The following is a 16,667-nucleotide window of genomic DNA, read 5'->3' as shown; positions in this document are numbered from 1 at the left end:
AACCAGTTCAATGAAGACCTATTTCGATCTCACCGGACGTTCGGCGTTGGTGACCGGGGCCGGCGCGGGGATCGGCGCGGCGGTCGCCGAGGCGCTGGCGGCGGCCGGTGCCTCGGTGTTGGTGACCGACATCAGCGGTGAGGCGGCCGCGAAGGTCGCCGAGCGGATCAACACCGCAGGGGGCAAGGCCGACAGTGCCGCGCTCGACGTCAGTGATCGCGCAGCTGCGGAGGCCGCCGTGGCCCAGGCGGCCGCCCTCACCGAGGGCAACCTACACATCGTCGTCAACAACGCCGGCGTCACCGCGCCGGCGATGTTCCCCAAGCTGACCGACGAGACCTTCCGGCTCACGTTCGACATCCACGTGATGGGCACGTTCCACGTCACCCAGTCGGCACTGCCGCACATGCCCACCGACGGCACCGGACGCATCATCAACGTCACCTCGTCCGCAGGCATCACCGGCACGCTCGGTCAGGTGAACTACTCGGCGGCCAAGGCCGGCCTGATCGGCATCACCAAGTCGTTGGCGCGGGAGCTGGCTCCCAAGAACATCATGGTCAACGCGCTGGCGCCGTTGGCCGCCACGCCGATGACCGAGACCATCCGCACCAACGAGAAGTTCGCCGCGAACATGATGAACCGCATCCCGCTCAAGCGCTGGGCCGAGGCCGACGAGGTCGCCGGTGCGTTCGTGTTCATGGCCTCCGATGCCGCGTCGTACATCACCGGGCAGGTGCTCCCGGTCGATGGCGGCATGGTTATGTGACTCTGTGAGCGAGTTGACGAGCGAACCACCGATGACAGACCGTTCCGCCCTGCCGCTGGCGGGTATCACCGTCATCGCGATGGAACAGGCGGTCTCGGCGCCGATGTGCACCCGGGTGCTGGCCGACTTCGGCGCCCGGGTGATCAAGATCGAGAACCCCAAGGGCGGTGATTTCGCCCGCGACTACGACACCGTGGTGAACGGGATGGCCGCCCACTTCGTGTGGGCCAACCGCGGTAAGGAGTCGATTACCCTCAACCTGAAATCTCCCGAGGGGATGGAGGTCCTGCACCGGCTGCTCGACACCGCCGATGCTTTCGTGTCCAATCTCGCCCCGGGCGCCACCGCGCGGCTCGGGCTTGGGCCCGAGGATCTCAAGGTGCGTCATCCGCAGGTGATCCCGGTCGAGATCGACGGCTACGGCCCCGGTGGCCCGCTGTCGCACAAGCGGGCCTACGACCTGCTGGTGCAGGCGGAATCCGGTTCGTGCGCGTCGACCGGGTACGCCGGGATGCCGGCCAAACCCGGTGCCGCAGTTGCCGATATCACCACCGGGTTGTACTCGGCGCTGTCCATCATGGCGCTGCTGGTCGGGCGGGCCCGCAACGGCGGGGGCGGTGTCGCGCCGGCCGTGGCGGTCAGCCTGTTCGACACCATGACCGACATCATGGGCTACCAACTGACCTACACCCAGCACTCCGGGATCGACCAGATCCCGCTCGGCATGAGTTCGCCGGCGGTGGCGCCCTACGGTGCCTTCGACACCCGCGATGGCCAGACCGTCGTGCTCGGCACCACCAACGACCGGGAATGGCAGCGGCTGGCTCGCGAGATCATCGAACGTCCCGATCTGGCCGACGATCCGCGGTTCGCCACCAACTCCGATCGGTGTGCGCATCGCGACGAGCTCAACAAGGCCATCGAATCCTGGTGTGCGCAAAACGATCTGGCTGATATCCAGCAGACCGCCGACGATGCCGGGATCGGCAATTCGCGCTACAACCTGCCCAGTGAGGTCATCGAGCATCCGCATCTGAAGGCGCGCGACCGGTGGCGTAGCGTCGGCACGCCCAACGGCGACATCTCGGCACTGCTGCCCCCGCCGGTGATCAGCGGCATGGAACTCGGCATGGGCGCGGTGCCGGGCCTCGGCGAACACACCGACGCCATCCTGGGCGGGATCGGACTGAGTGCCGACGAGATCACCGAACTACGTCGCCACGGCGCGATCGGCCCGGCCTACCAGTCTTTGTCCTGAAGGAGAATCCCATGCGCGAAACCGTCATCGTCGAGGCCGTCCGCACCCCGGTCGGCAAACGCAACGGCGGGCTGTCCGGCTTCCACGCTGCCGACCTGTCCGCCTTGGTGCTCAACGCGCTGGTGGAACGGGCCGGCATCAGCCCCGACATCGTCGACGACGTGGTCTGGGGTTGCGTGTCGCAGGTCGGCGATCAGTCCAGCAACATCGGCCGGTATTCGGTGCTGGCTGCCGGCTGGCCCGAACACATCCCGGGCACCACGGTCAACCGCGCGTGCGGATCAAGCCAGCAGGCACTGGATTTCGCCGTCCAGGCCGTGATGTCGGGTCAGCAGGACGTGGTGGTGGCCGGCGGCGTGGAGGTGATGAGCCGGGTGCCATTGGGGGCCGCTCGAGCCACCGGCACCCCGTACGGCCCGAAAGTTTTTGCCCGGTACCAGGATTTCTCCTTCAACCAGGGCATCTCGGCTGAGATGATCGCACAGAAGTGGGGTTTCAGTCGGACCCGGCTGGACGAGTACTCCGTGGCCTCGCACGAGCGCGCGGCCGCCGCCCAGGACCGCGGCGCGTTCGAGAACCAGATGATCACGGTGTTCCCGGATCCGGCCGATCAGCTCGACCCGGTGGTCGCCGACGAAGGCGTCCGGCGGGGGAGCACCGTCGAGAAACTCGCCGGGCTCAAGCCGGCGTTCGCCGACGACGGGGTGATCCACGCCGGCAACTCCTCGCAGATTTCCGACGGCGCCGCGGCGCTGCTGGTGATGACCGCCGAAAGTGCCCTGGCACTGGGGCTTTCACCGATCGTGCGGTACCGCGCGGGTGCGGTCACCGGAGCCGATCCGGTCTTGATGCTGACGGGGCCGATCCCGGCCACCCAGAAGGTGCTGCGCAAGGCCGGCGTGGGGCTCGACGAGGTCGGTGTGTTCGAGGTGAACGAGGCCTTCGCCCCGGTGCCACTTGCCTGGCTGGCTGAGACGGGTGCCGACGAAGCCAAGACGAATCCGCTCGGGGGTGCCATCGCGCTGGGCCATCCGCTCGGTGCGTCGGGCGCGGTGCTGATGACCCGGATGATCAATCACATGCGCGACAACGGAATTCGCTACGGTCTGCAGACCATGTGTGAAGGCGGCGGGACCGCCAACGCCACGCTGGTCGAGCTCATCGACTGACGCTAGGGAGAAGTAGTGCAACGCAATCTGTTCACCGAGGACCACGAGGCGTTTCGTGCGCTCGCGCGCGATTTCATCGAAAGGGAAGTCGTCCCCGCCTATCCCGAGTGGGAGAAGGGCGGGCGCATGCCCCGTGACGTCTTCAAACAGATGGGGGAGCTCGGCATGCTCGGCATGGCGATCCCCGAGGAGTACGGCGGCGCGGGTATCGACGACTACCGCTACAACGTCGTGCTGCAGGAGGAGGCCGCCCGGGCGTTGGTGACGCTGTCGACGGTGCGCACCCAGCTCGAGGTGATCCTGCCGTACTTCCTGCATTACGCGAACGAAGAGCAGCGGCAACGCTGGTTCCCCGGGCTGGCGGCCGGCACGCTGTTGACCGCGGTCGCGATGACCGAGCCGGGCACCGGGTCGGACCTGGCCGGCATGCGCACCTCCGCGGTCCGTGACGGTGACGAGTACGTGCTCAACGGTGCCAAGACGTTCATCACCGGGGGCATCCAGGCCGATCTGGTCGTCGTGGTGGCGCGCACCTCCACCGATCCGGAGAACCGGCGTAAGGGGCTGACCCTGCTGGTCGTTGAGGACGGCATGGCCGGGTTCGAGCGGGGCCGCGAGCTGGAGAAGATGGGCTGCAAGGTGCAGGACACCGCGGAGTTGTCGTTCACCGACGTGCGCGTGCCCGTGGCCAACGTGTTGGGGGAGGAGGGCGAGGCGTTCAGCTACCTCGGCCACAACCTGGCCCAGGAGCGGCTCACCGTGGCGGTGGGCTCGGTGGCTCAGGCCCGCTCGGCGATCGCGGCGGCGATCGACTACACCAAGGACCGCAAGGCCTTCGGCCAGCCGGTCGCGTCGTTTCAGAACACCAAGTTCGAACTCGCGGCGTGCTCCACGGAGGTCGAGGCGGCGCAGGCGATGCTCGACCGAGCCGTGGCCTTGCACGTCGACGGTGAGCTGTCGGGAGCCGATGCGGCCCGTGTGAAACTGTTCTGCACCGAGATGCAGGCGCGGGTGATCGATCGTTGCCTGCAACTGTTCGGCGGGTACGGCTACATGATGGAGTACCCCATCGCGCGGCTCTACACGGACGCCCGGGTGGCCCGAATCTACGCCGGTACCAGCGAGGTCATGAAGGTCATCATCGCCAAATCGCTGGGCCTCTGACCGGGCCTGTCCGGCGGTTGTGACAGTCGTTCGGAAAATCTTTCCCTGAGACGCTTGTCACAACGGTCAAACCAACTTACTGTGTGTTCACTAGGTTGGTTCGACGAAGGAGTCCGGTGGCTTCGGTGGCAGGTGCAGAGGCGTCTTCGGCGGGGGTGCGGCCCTACGAGACGCTGCTGGCCAAGGGGGAAGACCGCAGGCTGCGGATACTTTCGGTGGCAGAAAAGCTGCTCGCGCGCAATGGTTGGCGCAACACCTCGCTGGCGCAGATCGCCAGGGAGGTCGGCGTGACGCCGGCAGGCCTGTTGCATCATTTCGAGTCCAAGGAGCAACTGCTCAACGCCGTGCTCGACGCGCGCGATCACGATGACGACACTCACGCCGACCGCTCCGGTGATCTCGCCGAGGAGATCAAGCGAGTCGCCAAGCGGTTCGTCCGGGCGCCGGAGTTGGTCGGCACGTTCACCGTGCTGCTGGTCGAGAACATCCACCCCGACGCCCCACTGCACGATCGTTTGCTGAAACGGCAGCAGGCCGCGCGCGACATCGTCACGGACATCATCACGCGCGGCCAGCTCAGCGGTCGCTATCGCACCGACTTCGACGCGGCCACCAAGGCCGTGGAAATCCTGGCATTCATCAATGGAATGGAGACCTCATGGTTACTCGATCCCTCGCTCCCGTTGACGGACGTGTTCAACAGCTACGCGGAGATGCTGGAGCGGGAGATCGCGCAACCGGTCGGGCGCAACGGGGCGGCCGGCCAGTGAGATTGGAGGACGACATGCGGTATCGGCTCGATGTGGTCGCCCCCTGTGTGGTGGACGCGGTCCGGTTCGCCGGCGGCTGGTTGGTGGACCGGGTGATGGCTGGTTGGGATGTCACGGTGCTGATCGGCGCCGACGAGGACGTCCGGCCGCTGGCGATTCTCGGCGTGGAGACCATCGCGCTGGAGTCGGTGCTCGAGTCTTGGGAAGACCGGCCGCATCCGCAGACCGTCGCTGTGGCCGCTGACCTGTTCAACAGCGACGAGCGCGTGCGCCGCGGCGTCCTGGGTGCCTTGGAGCAGGGGCACACCGAGGTCACGCTGTGGGGCGACGAGTGTCCGGCCGATCTCAGCGTCGATCCGGTTCGTCACGAATTGTCCGCTGCGGCGCGGGCTTTCAAGGCGCAGGCGCTGGCCGCCGTCAACCACCTGGAAGCCGGCGGTGTCGGCAACACCGAAGTATTCCGGTGCGGCACCATGATCAAGCGGTCAGTGCCGGCCGATCTGATCCCGGCCAGCTGACTACTCGCCGAACGTGCACCCAGATCGTGATTTCACGCGATTTCGCGATCTGGGCGCACGCTCGACGCTAGACGAATGTCGGCATCGCGGCCCAGCCCCGCACCGCGGCGGTTTCCGACGGTTTGGCGTTGGCCCAGTCGACCTCCCACTCCGGGAAGCGTTTGAGGATCTCCTCCAACGCGATACGACCTTCCAGCCGGGCCAGTGCATTACCCATGCAGAAGTGGGTGCCGGCCCCAAAAGTCATGTGTGACTTCTGCTCCCGGTGGATGTCGAAGACGTCGCCGTCGGGAGCGAAGCGACGGTGGTCGCGGTTGGCCGCACCGACCAGCATCAGCATCGCCGAGCCCTCGGGCACGGTCTGGCCGTAGTACTCGACATCGCGGGTGACGTAGCGAGCGATCTGCAGGGCGGGCGGTTCCCACCGCAGGATCTCTTCGATCGCCTGCGGGATGAGGTCAGGGTTTTCCACCAGCTGGCGGCGCTGGTCGGGGTAGTCGGCCAGAGTCTTGCCCGCCCAGCCGATCAATCGCGTGGTGGTTTCCGAACCGGCGGTCGCGATGACCGTCAGGTACAACAACAACTCGTCGCGGCGCAGCGTGCGCACGGTGCCGGTCTCGTCGGTGAACTCGGCATTGAGCAGATCGGTCATGATGTCGTCGGACGGGTGCTGGGTGCGCCAGTCGATGAACTCGGCGAACACCTCACCGGTGGCCAGGGCATCGACCGTCTGCCCCTGCAGGGTCTCCTCACCGTGGTCGGTGATGGCGCGCTGCCGATCCTCGGGGATGCCCAGCAACATGCCGATGACGCGCATCGGCATCTGCTCGCCGAGATCCTGGACGAAGTCGAACCGTTCCGCCCCGACCAGTGGATCCAGGCAGCGGGCGGTGAACTCCCGGATCTGCGGCTCAAGGGCGAGCACCTTGCGTGGCGTGAACACCCGCGACAGCAGATTGCGGTGGATGTTGTGAATCGGCGGATCCTCGAAGATCAGGGTCCCGGGCGGAATTTCCATGCCGGACTTGATGATCTCGAGCAGCGCGCCGCGCCCGGAGATGAACGTCTCGTGGTCGATGACGGCCTTGTTGACGTCGTCGTAGCGGCTCAGCGCGTAGAAGTCGTGCTGCTCGTTGTAGTACAGCGGGGCTTCTTCCCGGATTCGGGCGAACACCGCATACGGGTCCATGTTGAGCTCGACGCTGTACGGGTCGTAGTAGAGATCTGGTTCGGCTGGTGCGGTGGGCGCTGTCATGAGGTCTCCATCGGGTGACGGGAGTGCTGATGCGGGCTGGTTTTCCTGAGCACTTGCTTAGCAGGTATCGAACCATCATTACAGTTAGTCGGTGAGGTGTAAATGACTGTCGCTACGGACTGATGGGAAAGCCATGACCGCTGAGCAAGTAGTACGCGCCGAGATCGCCGCGTGGGCAAGCAATGACGTCGAGGAAGTCATGAGCCACTTCGCCGATGACGCCACCTTCGACATCGGTCCGGACTGGCCGAAGCTGACCGGGCGCGAGGCGATCCACGAGATGATGAAGGTGTTCTTCGCGGGCGGGAAATGCGTCGATCTCGAGATCCTCCACCTTGCCGTCGACGGTGACGTCGTCCTGATGGAGCGCCACGATCACTGGATCGTGAACGGCAAGCAGATGAGCTGGCCGGTCATGGGCGCCTACGAAGTGCGCGACGACAAGATCACCGCCTGGCGCGAGTACTTCTACCCGCCCAAGGATTTCGACGAGAGCAGCACTAGCTGAGATCGATGACCACCTTGCCGACGGCCCGCCCGTCGGCGACGTGACGCAACGCAGCGGCAACCCCGGACAGCGGGTAGACGGCACCGATATGTGGTTTCGCAGCACCGGTGATCAATAGTTCCCGAAGTTCGGCTTCGTTGCGGGCGAACTCGTCGGGATCGACGTCCTGGAACTGGAAGCCCATGACGTGAATCCCCTTGACCAGTACCAGGTTCAGCGGGATACGGGGAATCTCGCCGGACGCGTAGCCCACCGTGACGAACCGGCCGCCGCGACGCAGCGACCGCAGGGCGGGTTCGGACTGATCGCCACCGACCGGGTCGACGACGGCGTGCGCGCCCTCGGGCAGCGCGGCGCGTAATGCCGAGCGCAGATCGCCTTGCGTGCGGTTGATCACCTCAGTCGCCCCGTAGTCGGCTGCAGCCGTGAGCTTCTCGTCCGATGACGAGACCGCGGTCACCCGCGCGCCCAATGCCACGGCCAGCTGCACCGCGGCCAAACCGACACCGCCACCGGCGCCGAGCACAATCACGTCGTCACCAGGGGAGACCCGCGCCACGGAACGCAGCGTGTGATACGCGGTGCGGTGTGCCACGCCGAAAGCTGCTGCGGTGTGGTCGTCGACCCCGTCTGGTATCCGGTTGAGCCCGGCGGGATCCACGCACACCTCTTCGGTGAACGCACCGAACATCCCGGTGCCGGTCACCCGATCGCCGACGGCGAAAGCGTCAGTGTCCGAGGCAACTTCGGTGACCACCCCGGCGAACTCACTACCCACCACGAATGGCGTCGGCAGGTGCACCTGGTATTTGTCGGCCACCAGCAGCACGTCGGGGTAATTGACCGCGGCCGCGCCGACCCGTACCCGCACCTGACCGGCGCCGAGCGCGGGGGAGTCCAGATCGTCGATCTCGACCACCTCGGGTGGCCCGTAGGACCGGCAGACCGCGGCCTTCACCGGTAGTCGGTGGATTCGGCGAGTTCGGCGGCAGATCGCATCAACTCGGTCACCACCGGCCCGAAGGCCAGCAACTTCTCGTCATTGCCGGCCCGCTGAAAGCCTTGCTCCAGCACGATGGCCAGCTTCCACTTGGCCAGCACCAGGTAGTAGTCGAGATCGTCGACCTGGCGCCCGGACACCTTCGCGTAGTGCGCGACGACGTCGTCGCGCGAAGGCATCCCACGCATGTCGACATAACCCATCTCCGACGGCTCCGGGTTATCCGTGTCGGCCGGCCACGATTGCACCATCCACGCCAGGTCCAGCTTCGGATCGCCCACGGTGCCCATCTCCCAGTCCACGATCGCGGCCATCGTGGCCGGGGCGCCGTGGCGGTACATGACGTTGGCGAACTGGTAGTCGCCGTGCATCAGACCGGGGATGAAGTCCAACGGTTTATGCGCCTGCAGCCACGCGGTGGCCACGTCGAGCCCGGGCAGCTCCCGGTTCTTGATCCGGTCGAGAAACCCGATCCATCGAGAGACCTGACGTTCGTGGAAGCCATCCGGCCGGCCGAGATCACCGAGGCCCCTGGCCTGCCAGTCCACCTTCGACAACAGCGCAATACCCTCGGCCAGTTGATAACTCAGCCCGGGGCGGGCGCTCAGGTCGCTGTTGAACGGCTCGGGCCAGCGGCCGTGGGTGTCCATCGGGGACCAGCCGTCGACGAAACCCATCAGGTAGAAGGGCCGGCCCAGTACCTCGGGATCGGCGCACACCCCCACCGCCGCGGTGTGTGGGACGTCGGTGCCGTCGAGCGCCTCGATGATGCGCCACTCGCGCAGGATGCCCTTGTCCCGGTCCGGTGGTGCGCCGGTCGGTGGCATGCGTAGCACGCAGGTGTGCTCGCCGCGGCGGATCTCGTAGATGACGTTCTGGGTGCCGCCCGACAGGAAACGGGCGTCAAGGGGCTCGCCCTTGCCGGCCAGCCCGGCGTTGTCCATCCAGTCGGCAAGGCGGGCCGTATCTAGGCCGCGCACGTGAGGAGCAGAATCAGATTGCGTCACAGATTGCCCACCTCGGCCTCGAGGTATTCCGCGAACTTCGCCTTCGCGGCCTCACGCTTGCGGGGTATCCACTGACTGGGCCAGGTGTCGGTGGTCGGCTGGTAGTCACGCAAGACTTGCCGGGCCACCGTGGTCTTGTGTACCTCGGTCGGGCCGTCGGCCAGGCCCATGACCGCGGCACCGGTCACCATGCCCAGGAACGGCATTTCGTTGGTGACGCCGAGTGCCCCGTGGACTTGCATTGCCCGCCAGGCGATGTCGTGCAACACCGTGGGCATCGCCACCTTGACCGCCGCGATGTCCTTGCGGACCTTCTTGTAATCGTTGTACTTGTCGATCTCCCAGGCCGTGTAGAGCACCATCAGCCGGAACTGCAGCAGCTGAGCGTACGAGTCGGCGATGTAACCCTGGACGAATTGCTTGTCGGACAGCCGGCTGCCCTGGGTCTCTCGACTCAGGGCGCGTTCACACATCATGTCCAGGGCCTTCTGGGCCAGGCCGATCGTGCGCATCGCGTGGTGGATCCGCCCGCCGCCCAACCGGGTCTGGGCGATCACGAATGCCTGCCCCTCACCGCCCAACAGCGCCTCGGCGGGCACCCGGACGTTGTCGTAGTGGATCAACGCGTGGCTGCCGTGGTTGTCCGCCTCGCCGTACAACCCGACGTTGCGGACGATCTTCACCCCGGGGGTGTCGGTGGGCACCAGGAACATCGACATGCCCTGATAGGCGCTGACCTCAGGGTTGGTCACCACCATGACGATCAGGAAGGACGCGGTTGCGGCGTTGGAGGAGAAGAACTTCCATCCGTTTATCACCCAGTCGTCGCCGTCTCGTACCGCGCTCGTGGTGAACAGGGTGGGGTCGGCACCGGCATGCGGTTCGGTCATCGAATAGCAGGAGAACAGCTCTCCCTCGAGCAGCGGGTGCAGGTACTGCTTCTTCTGCTCCTCGGTGCCGTAGTGCGCGATGATCTCGGCATTGCCGGTGTCGGGGGCCTGACAGCCGAACACGATCGGCGCCCACTGCGAGCGGCCGAGGATCTCGTTGAGCAGTGCCAGCTTGAGTTGGCCGTAGCCTTGTCCGCCCAACTCGGGACCGAGATGGGTGGCCCACAAACCTTTCTCGCGAACCTTGGCCTTCAGCGGGTCGATCGCCTCCCGGCGCTTGCCCTCGAGTTGGGTGAACTGCAGATGTGGAAAGGCCAGGTCCAGCGGCTCGACCTCGTTCGTCACGAAATCGTCGGCCCAGTCCAGTAATTCCTGGTACTGCGGGTCGGTCTCGAAATCCCACGCCATCGGGGGTCCTCCGATCTAATCGATGGTGTTGAAGCCAGTGATCATCGCGCCGATATCGCGCGCGACGACGTCGGTGAACGAACGCTCGCCGAAACTGCCGCCCGCCCAATGCCGGACGCCCTCGCTGACCAGGACCTGCGCCAGCCGAGACAGGTGGTTCACATCGACGTGGGAACCGAGCTTGCCGTCGGCCTGGGCCCGACCGAACAACTCGCCGAACATGTCGGCGTCCTGCGCAGCCGAGTCGCCGTCGCCGGCCAGGATCCGATGCTCGTGGCGGTAGCCCTCCAGGATCGTCTCGACGATCAGGTCAGGTGGGTTGCGCGCCATCGACCGCTCCAGGCTGCGCAGTGCCTCGGTGATCACGTTCATCACGTCGTAGTCGCCCACCAGCAGCGATTTCACCCGCTGCTGCGCCAGCCGGGTGGAGGTCAGCCCCACCTCGAACAGCACGTCCTCTTTGGCCGGGAAATAGAAGTAGAACAACGCTCGGGAGACCCCCGCCGCCCGGCAGATGTCGGCAACCGTCGTCTTGGCGTAACCGTTGGTGCGCCACAGTGCCATCGCGGCCTGGACGAGGTCGCGCTTGGTCTGGTGTGAGCGTGCCCGTTGAAAAGACGCACGGCGCTGACTGGTGTCAGCAGTGCCGGCCGCCGAGGTCTTGGGCATATTCGCCAGAGTAGCCAGGGATTCGCCGATTGGGAATAGTTGACGTTTGTCTAACTATCGGAGGCACGTATCGCCCGACGGCGGCCGAGCTCAGCGGTCTGGAGATGTGGGGCAGAGAATCTTATTCTTGCTGTTTGTCGCTGGTGTCGGGCCCCAGCGTTGACGACACAACGGCGGCTGTGGAAATCTGTTATTCATAGATGAGAGCCGCATTCTCCTAGTCGCGGCTGGAACGGGAGCAGCATATGGCGATCGACCCAACCGGTATCGATTTCTTCCGCGATGAACGATTGGTCGACAACCCGTACCCGTTCTTCGAGGCGCTGCGGAACAAATGCCCGGTCACCCGTGAAGACCACTACAACGTGACGATGGTGACCGGCTGGGAAGAAGCCGTCCAGGTCTACAACGACGAGGAGACGTTCTCCTCGTGCCTGTCGGTCACCGGCCCGTTCCCGGGTTTCCCGGTGCCATTGGAGGGTCGCAGCACCGAAGAAGTCACGGCGCTCATCGACAAGCACCGCAACGAGCTGCCGTTCAGCGATCAACTGCCTACGCTCGATCCGCCCACCCACACCGATCACCGCTCGTTGTTGATGCGGCTGATCACGCCCAAGCGCCTCAAGGAGAACGAGGACGCCATGTGGCAGCTGGCCGATGAGGTACTCGACAGCTACCTCGAACCCGGTCATGGCGAATTCATCAAGGGCTTCGCGGGGCCGTTCACCCTGCTGGTGATCGCCGACCTGCTGGGCATTCCCGACGAGGACCGGGAAGCATTCGTCAACGGCATCAAGCAGAACTCGGGTGGCGGTATCGGTAGCACCAGCAGTGAGTCGCTGTCGCACAGCCCGCTGGAGTTCCTCTACGGCCAGTTCGCCGATTACACCGCCGATCGGCGGGCCAACCCGCGCGACGACGTCCTGACCGGTCTGGCGCAGGCCACCTTCCCCGACGGCAGCATTCCCGACGTCGGTGACGTCGCGCGGGTGGCGACCAACGTGTTCTCGGCCGGGCAGGAGACGACGGTGCGGTTGCTCAGCACCGCGCTGAAGGTCCTGGGCGAGCAGCCGGAAATCCAGCAGCGACTGCGTGACGATCGCAGTCTGATCCCGAACTTCATCGAAGAGGCGCTGCGGATCGAGAGCCCGGTCAAAGGCGACTTCCGGCTGTCCCGCTGCCCGGTGACCGTCGGTGAGACCGAGTTGAGCGCGGGCACCACAGTGATGGTCCTCAACGGTGCGGCCAACCGCGATCCGCGCCGCTTCGAAGACCCCGACACCTTCGACCCGGCCCGCAAGAACGCCCGCCAGCACCTGGCTTTCGGCCGTGGCATCCACAGTTGCCCGGGCGCCCCACTGGCCCGGGCCGAGACCCGCGTCGGCATCGAACGGTTGCTGGACCGCACCACCGACATCCGCATCTCCGAGGCCAAGCACGGCTCGGACGGCGATCGGCGCTACAACTACATCCCGACGTTCATCCTGCGCGGCCTGACCGAGCTGCACCTGGAGTTCGATACCTGATGCGGGTCAAGGTCGACGAGGACCGTTGTGCCGGGCACGGTATGTGCCTGACGCTGTGCCCCGAGGTCTTCGAGATGTCAGATGACGGCTGGGCGGTGGCCGATCCGGAAGAGGTTCCCGCCGGGCTCGAGGATGCGGCACGCGAGGCGATCGACAACTGCCCGGAACGGGCGATCAGCGAAATCGACTAGTAGAGAAGGATTGTGGACATGGCATCAGCCAAGGGGTACGTCATCATCACCGAGGACATCAAGGACCCGGCCGGCATGGGCGAGTACGCGAAGCTGGCGTCGAAGGCGATGGGCGGGGCCACCATCGTGGCTGTCGATCAGAAGCCCGAGGTGATCGAAGGCGCATGGCACGGCACCCAGACCGTGGTGCTGGAGTTCGAGTCGGTCGACGCTGCGCGCGAGTGGTACTACTCCGATGCCTACCAGGCGGCCGCCAAGGTTCGCCAAGGCGCCGCTGAGTGCAACGGCGTCATCCTCTCCGGCTTCCCCTCCTGATCGGGCCGGCCGCAGTGCGGTACAGCATCACCTACCCGATGCACACCCATCCGTACCACCCGGATCTGGTGAGTGGCAGTGGGGTTACCGCGATGGCCGCTGCGGCCGAGGCGGCGGGGTTCGACGGTTTCGGATTCACCGACCATCCCGCCCCGTCCCAGCGCTGGCTCGATGCCGGCGGCCACGACGCACTGGACCCCTTCGTGGCCATGGCTTTTGCCGCGGCGCACACCACCACCCTGCGGCTGGTGCCCAACATCGTGGTGCTGCCGTATCGGAATCCCTTCGTGGTGGCGAAATCCGGCGCCAGCCTGGACCTGCTGTCCGGTGGCCGGTTCACGCTGGCGGTCGGAGTCGGTTATCTCAAGCGGGAATTCGCCGCGCTGGGGGTGTCCTACGACGAGCGGGCCGCACTGTTCGACGAGGCCCTCGAAGTCATCCGCGGTATCTGGACCACCGACGATTACAGCTTCGAGGGCAAGAACTTTACCGCTCGGGGTATCACCGCGCACCCTCGGCCGACGGCACGCCCACATCCGCCGATCTGGATCGGCGGCAACACCTCAGCGGCGCGAGCCCGGGTGGCCAAACACGGTGACGGTTGGTGCCCGTTCGCCGCGCCGGCCGGTCTGGCGAAGACCGCCGGAACCGCGGCGATGGACTCGCTGGACGCGTTGGCCGCCGGTATCGAGGATCTGCGGGCCCGGCTTTCCGCGGCCGGTCGCGATCCGGACGCAATCGACATCGTGTTCAACAACTTCGAGGGTGGAAATCCCGGCGACGACGATTTCGACGCCGACGCCTACCTGGCGGGCGTGGAGAAGCTGGCCGCGCTCGGCGTGACGTGGCTGCACGTCACCCTGCCCGGCGACAGTTTGGCGCATGCGTTGGAAGCGACGGAGAAATTCGGTAAGACGGTGATCGCTGCCTAGCCAGGGCCGGGCGCGGGCATGCGGGCCGCCGATTTCGACGCTGGGGTCGTGATTCTTCGTTCGAAGCGACCCAGGCGTCGAAAACGGCGTAGTGGCAGGGAACCTAAGCGGGCGTCAGTGCGCCAATGGGCGTGGTCGTGGTGGCGTGCACCAGCAATTCGGCCAGCTCGCGCGGACGGCTCAGAAATGGTGAGTGCGACGCGTCGATGGTCAACTGCTCGACGCCGAGACGCTGGGTGACCGTGTCGGCCAACCAGCGCGGCATCGAGCGGTCCTGGGTGCAGCGGATGAAACTGCGGGGCAGATCAGCCGCCCAGAACTGTGGCACCGACACCGGTGTGACGGTGGTGTCACCGAAGCGTTCGGGTCCCAAGCGTTCGAAAGCCCAACGGGCCGTGACCTCGTCGCAGTCGTGGTAGAAGTAGCGCCAGGCCCCGTCGAAGTCGGCGAAGTGCATCGCGCCGTCGTCGTCGAACTTCAGATAGCCCAGCATCTCGCCGACGTCACCGTCGAACTCGCTTCCCAACTCATCGCCGGCCGAGCGCATCGCCATGGCTTCGGGATACGTCCGGCCTTCCCGGGGCAGCGCAGCGGCCAGATATACGATGTGGCCCACCAGGTCTGGGGCGGCATCCGCGGCGAGCGTGGCATCGAACCCACCGCCGGAATGCCCCACCAGCACATCCCCGGGCTGCATCACCTCGACGATCGCCGCGCGCCGGTTATCCAGCGTCGACTCCTCGGCCACCCGGGCACCGTGTCCCGGCAGGTCTACCGCGACACCGTCATGACCGAGGTCCCGCAACTCGGCAATCGTGCGCTCCCAACACCACGCCGCATGAAAACCGCCGTGGACGAAGACGAAGCGCATGCGTGCGGTTACTCCTCGTCGATCGAGATGGCCTGTCGGGGGCACTGCCGGACCGCCTCGCGGACCTGCGCCTCGTTCTCCGGTGTCACCTCTTCCTGCAGGACGTGCAGGTAGTCCTGATCGTCGAGGTCGAACACCTCGGGGATGATCCCCATACAGACCGCGTTGCTCTCGCAGATCTCGAAGTCGACGTGAATCTTCTTTGTCATTACCGCAGAACCCTTACCGGCACATTCGAATACCCTGCCACATTTTGCATCTGAACTCGTTGCAGGCCATCCCATTTCACCTCGTAGCGAGGCATGAAATCGAGCAGCTTCTCCAGGGCGATGACGCTCTCCATGCGGGCCAGCGCCGCGCCGAGGCAGCTGTGGATGCCGTACCCGAGCCCGAGGTTCTGGGCCTCGGTGCGGTCGCGCTCGATGTCGAAGGTGTCGGCGTCGGTGAACGCGTCGGGATCCCGGTTCGCCGCCGCACTGATCAGGAACACCGGCTTGCCCGCCGGGATGGTGCCGCTGGGCACATGGGCTTCTTTTAAGGTGTACCGGACGTTGTACTGCACCGGGCCTTCGTAACGCAGCAGCTCCTCGACCGCGGCCGGCACCTTCTCGCGGTCGTCGAGCAGCTTCTGCCACTGCTCGGGATTCTTCGCGAACAACACCACGGCCGTACCGATGAGCTTGGTGACGGTCTCGGCGCCGGCTCCGCCGAGCAGGGTGGCGAAGCCGGTGATCTCGATGTCGTCGAGCCGGCGCATCTCACCGTTCTCGCCGGGGATCTCGGCCGCGATCAGACGGCTGATCATGTCGTCCTGCGGGTTCTCCCGCCGCTTCTGCACCAGCCCGTAGTAGTAGATGCCGGTGTCGATGTTGGCCTGCATACCGGCTTCGGAGTAGCCCATCTGCCCGGGCTCACGCGACAGGCTGGTGTCGATCCAGTGCCGAACCTGTTGGCGGTACTCCGGTTCCACCCCGGCCATCCGGGTGATCACCTCGACCGGGAACGGCCCGGAGAAGTCCTGCACCACGTCGAATTCGTCGCCGTCGATCTGGCCGAGGTAGCGGTCGATCTGCTCGATGACGGTGTCCTTCTGGGACTGGATCATCCGCGGGGTGAACGCCTTGTTCAGCAGGCTGCGCATGTGCCGATGGTCCGGCGGATCCATGAAGATGATCGACTTCTGCGGCGGCTCGTTGCTCTGCACCATCGCCAGATCGCACCCGCGCGACGACGAGAACGCCTCGTGGTCCTTGAGCGCCGCGGCGACGTCCTCATGCCGCGTCAACGCGTAGAAGTCGAGCTCGTCGTTGTAGTACAGCGGCGCGTCGGTGCGCATCCGTCGGTACATGTCGAACGGGTTCTGGAAGAACTCGTCGGAGAACGGATCGAAGATCACCTGGGCCTTGGTCATTGGCTGGCTCCTCCTTCGCGGCGGGCTGTGCCGGAA

The 16,667-nt window shown here is 65.7% G+C and carries 19 protein-coding genes; 11 read left to right on the top strand and 8 right to left on the bottom strand.

The features are described 5' to 3' along the window. The first annotated feature begins 10 nt into the window (after positions 1–10). From A5699_RS02550 to A5699_RS02525, 6 genes are all read left to right on the top strand, one after another. Positions 11–769 carry an SDR family NAD(P)-dependent oxidoreductase gene (locus A5699_RS02550; RefSeq protein WP_067764866.1) on the top strand — a complete coding sequence of 253 codons (759 nt, stop codon included), beginning with the start codon at positions 11–13 and terminating at the stop codon, positions 767–769. Positions 770–800: 31 nt separating this feature from the next. Next, positions 801–2,027 (top strand): CaiB/BaiF CoA-transferase family protein, encoded by a 1,227-nt coding sequence (locus A5699_RS02545; protein WP_067765058.1) that lies wholly within the window; start codon positions 801–803, stop codon positions 2,025–2,027. Between the two features lie 11 nt (positions 2,028–2,038). Then, positions 2,039–3,196 carry a thiolase family protein gene (locus A5699_RS02540; protein ID WP_067764863.1) on the top strand — a complete coding sequence of 386 codons (1,158 nt, stop codon included), beginning with the start codon at positions 2,039–2,041 and terminating at the stop codon, positions 3,194–3,196. Between the two features lie 15 nt (positions 3,197–3,211). Then, positions 3,212–4,360 (top strand): acyl-CoA dehydrogenase family protein, encoded by a 1,149-nt coding sequence (locus tag A5699_RS02535; protein WP_067764860.1) that lies wholly within the window; start codon positions 3,212–3,214, stop codon positions 4,358–4,360. A 116-nt stretch (positions 4,361–4,476) separates the two neighbouring features. Then, positions 4,477–5,130: a TetR/AcrR family transcriptional regulator gene (locus A5699_RS02530; protein ID WP_369806645.1), complete on the top strand. Its 654-nt coding sequence runs from the start codon at positions 4,477–4,479 to the stop codon at positions 5,128–5,130. 14 nt (positions 5,131–5,144) lie between these two features. Further along, entirely contained in the window at positions 5,145–5,648 is a 504-nt protein-coding gene (locus tag A5699_RS02525; protein ID WP_067765052.1) for a hypothetical protein, read from the top strand. 67 nt (positions 5,649–5,715) lie between these two features. On the opposite strand, the gene A5699_RS02520 is transcribed toward A5699_RS02525, so the two are convergent. Then, positions 5,716–6,903, bottom strand: a complete 1,188-nt coding sequence (locus tag A5699_RS02520) for a cytochrome P450 (RefSeq protein WP_067764857.1) — start codon at positions 6,901–6,903, stop codon at positions 5,716–5,718. 133 nt (positions 6,904–7,036) lie between these two features. On the opposite strand from A5699_RS02520, the gene A5699_RS02515 reads away from it, so the two are divergent. Next, positions 7,037–7,411, top strand: coding sequence for an SgcJ/EcaC family oxidoreductase (locus A5699_RS02515; RefSeq protein ID WP_067764854.1), 375 nt, complete (start codon positions 7,037–7,039; stop codon positions 7,409–7,411). On the opposite strand, the gene A5699_RS02510 is transcribed toward A5699_RS02515, so the two are convergent. Genes A5699_RS02510 through A5699_RS02495 form a run of 4 tightly spaced genes read right to left on the bottom strand, consistent with a single transcriptional unit; the run spans position 7,404 to position 11,385 of the window. Continuing rightward, on the bottom strand, positions 7,404–8,369 hold the full coding sequence (locus A5699_RS02510; protein ID WP_067764851.1) for an NADPH:quinone oxidoreductase family protein: 966 nt from the start codon (positions 8,367–8,369) through the stop codon (positions 7,404–7,406). The two genes, A5699_RS02515 and A5699_RS02510, sit on opposite strands and share 8 nt — an antisense overlap. Beyond that, complete coding sequence (locus A5699_RS02505; protein WP_067764848.1) at positions 8,366–9,355, bottom strand: phosphotransferase family protein; 990 nt, start codon at positions 9,353–9,355, stop codon at positions 8,366–8,368. The genes A5699_RS02510 and A5699_RS02505 overlap by 4 nt, the downstream gene beginning before the upstream one ends. 59 nt (positions 9,356–9,414) lie before the next feature. After that, a complete protein-coding gene (locus A5699_RS02500; protein WP_067764845.1) occupies positions 9,415–10,716 on the bottom strand; it encodes an acyl-CoA dehydrogenase family protein in 1,302 nt (433 codons plus the stop codon). Between the two features lie 15 nt (positions 10,717–10,731). Beyond that, positions 10,732–11,385 carry a TetR/AcrR family transcriptional regulator gene (locus tag A5699_RS02495; RefSeq protein WP_067764842.1) on the bottom strand — a complete coding sequence of 218 codons (654 nt, stop codon included), beginning with the start codon at positions 11,383–11,385 and terminating at the stop codon, positions 10,732–10,734. A 245-nt stretch (positions 11,386–11,630) separates the two neighbouring features. Between A5699_RS02495 and A5699_RS02490 the strand changes: the two genes are divergently transcribed. Genes A5699_RS02490 through A5699_RS02475 form a run of 4 tightly spaced genes read left to right on the top strand, consistent with a single transcriptional unit; the run spans position 11,631 to position 14,349 of the window. After that, on the top strand, positions 11,631–12,911 hold the full coding sequence (locus A5699_RS02490) for a cytochrome P450 (protein ID WP_067764839.1): 1,281 nt from the start codon (positions 11,631–11,633) through the stop codon (positions 12,909–12,911). Next, entirely contained in the window at positions 12,911–13,102 is a 192-nt protein-coding gene (locus A5699_RS02485; protein ID WP_067764836.1) for a ferredoxin, read from the top strand. The genes A5699_RS02490 and A5699_RS02485 overlap by 1 nt, the downstream gene beginning before the upstream one ends. 18 nt (positions 13,103–13,120) lie before the next feature. Further along, the gene (locus tag A5699_RS02480) at positions 13,121–13,417 is read left to right on the top strand and encodes a DUF1330 domain-containing protein (RefSeq protein WP_003880116.1); all 297 of its coding nucleotides are present in this window, start codon (positions 13,121–13,123) and stop codon (positions 13,415–13,417) included. 14 nt (positions 13,418–13,431) lie between these two features. Continuing rightward, positions 13,432–14,349, top strand: coding sequence for an LLM class F420-dependent oxidoreductase (locus A5699_RS02475; RefSeq protein ID WP_067764833.1), 918 nt, complete (start codon positions 13,432–13,434; stop codon positions 14,347–14,349). A 103-nt stretch (positions 14,350–14,452) separates the two neighbouring features. Here the strand turns inward: A5699_RS02475 and A5699_RS02470 are convergent, their stop codons facing one another. From A5699_RS02470 to A5699_RS02460, 3 genes are read right to left on the bottom strand one after another with little or no spacing between them, the layout of a single operon-like run. Next, positions 14,453–15,220 (bottom strand): alpha/beta fold hydrolase, encoded by a 768-nt coding sequence (locus A5699_RS02470; RefSeq protein WP_067764830.1) that lies wholly within the window; start codon positions 15,218–15,220, stop codon positions 14,453–14,455. Positions 15,221–15,228: 8 nt separating this feature from the next. Then, entirely contained in the window at positions 15,229–15,429 is a 201-nt protein-coding gene (locus tag A5699_RS02465; RefSeq protein WP_067764827.1) for a ferredoxin, read from the bottom strand. Further along, entirely contained in the window at positions 15,429–16,631 is a 1,203-nt protein-coding gene (locus A5699_RS02460) for a cytochrome P450 (protein ID WP_067764824.1), read from the bottom strand. The genes A5699_RS02465 and A5699_RS02460 overlap by 1 nt, the downstream gene beginning before the upstream one ends. Positions 16,632–16,667: the final 36 nt, after the last annotated feature.

The organism is Mycobacterium sp. E802 (assembly GCF_001666875.1).
Lineage (GTDB): Bacteria > Actinomycetota > Actinomycetes > Mycobacteriales > Mycobacteriaceae > Mycobacterium.
This window is presented reverse-complemented; position numbering and strand designations above follow the sequence as displayed.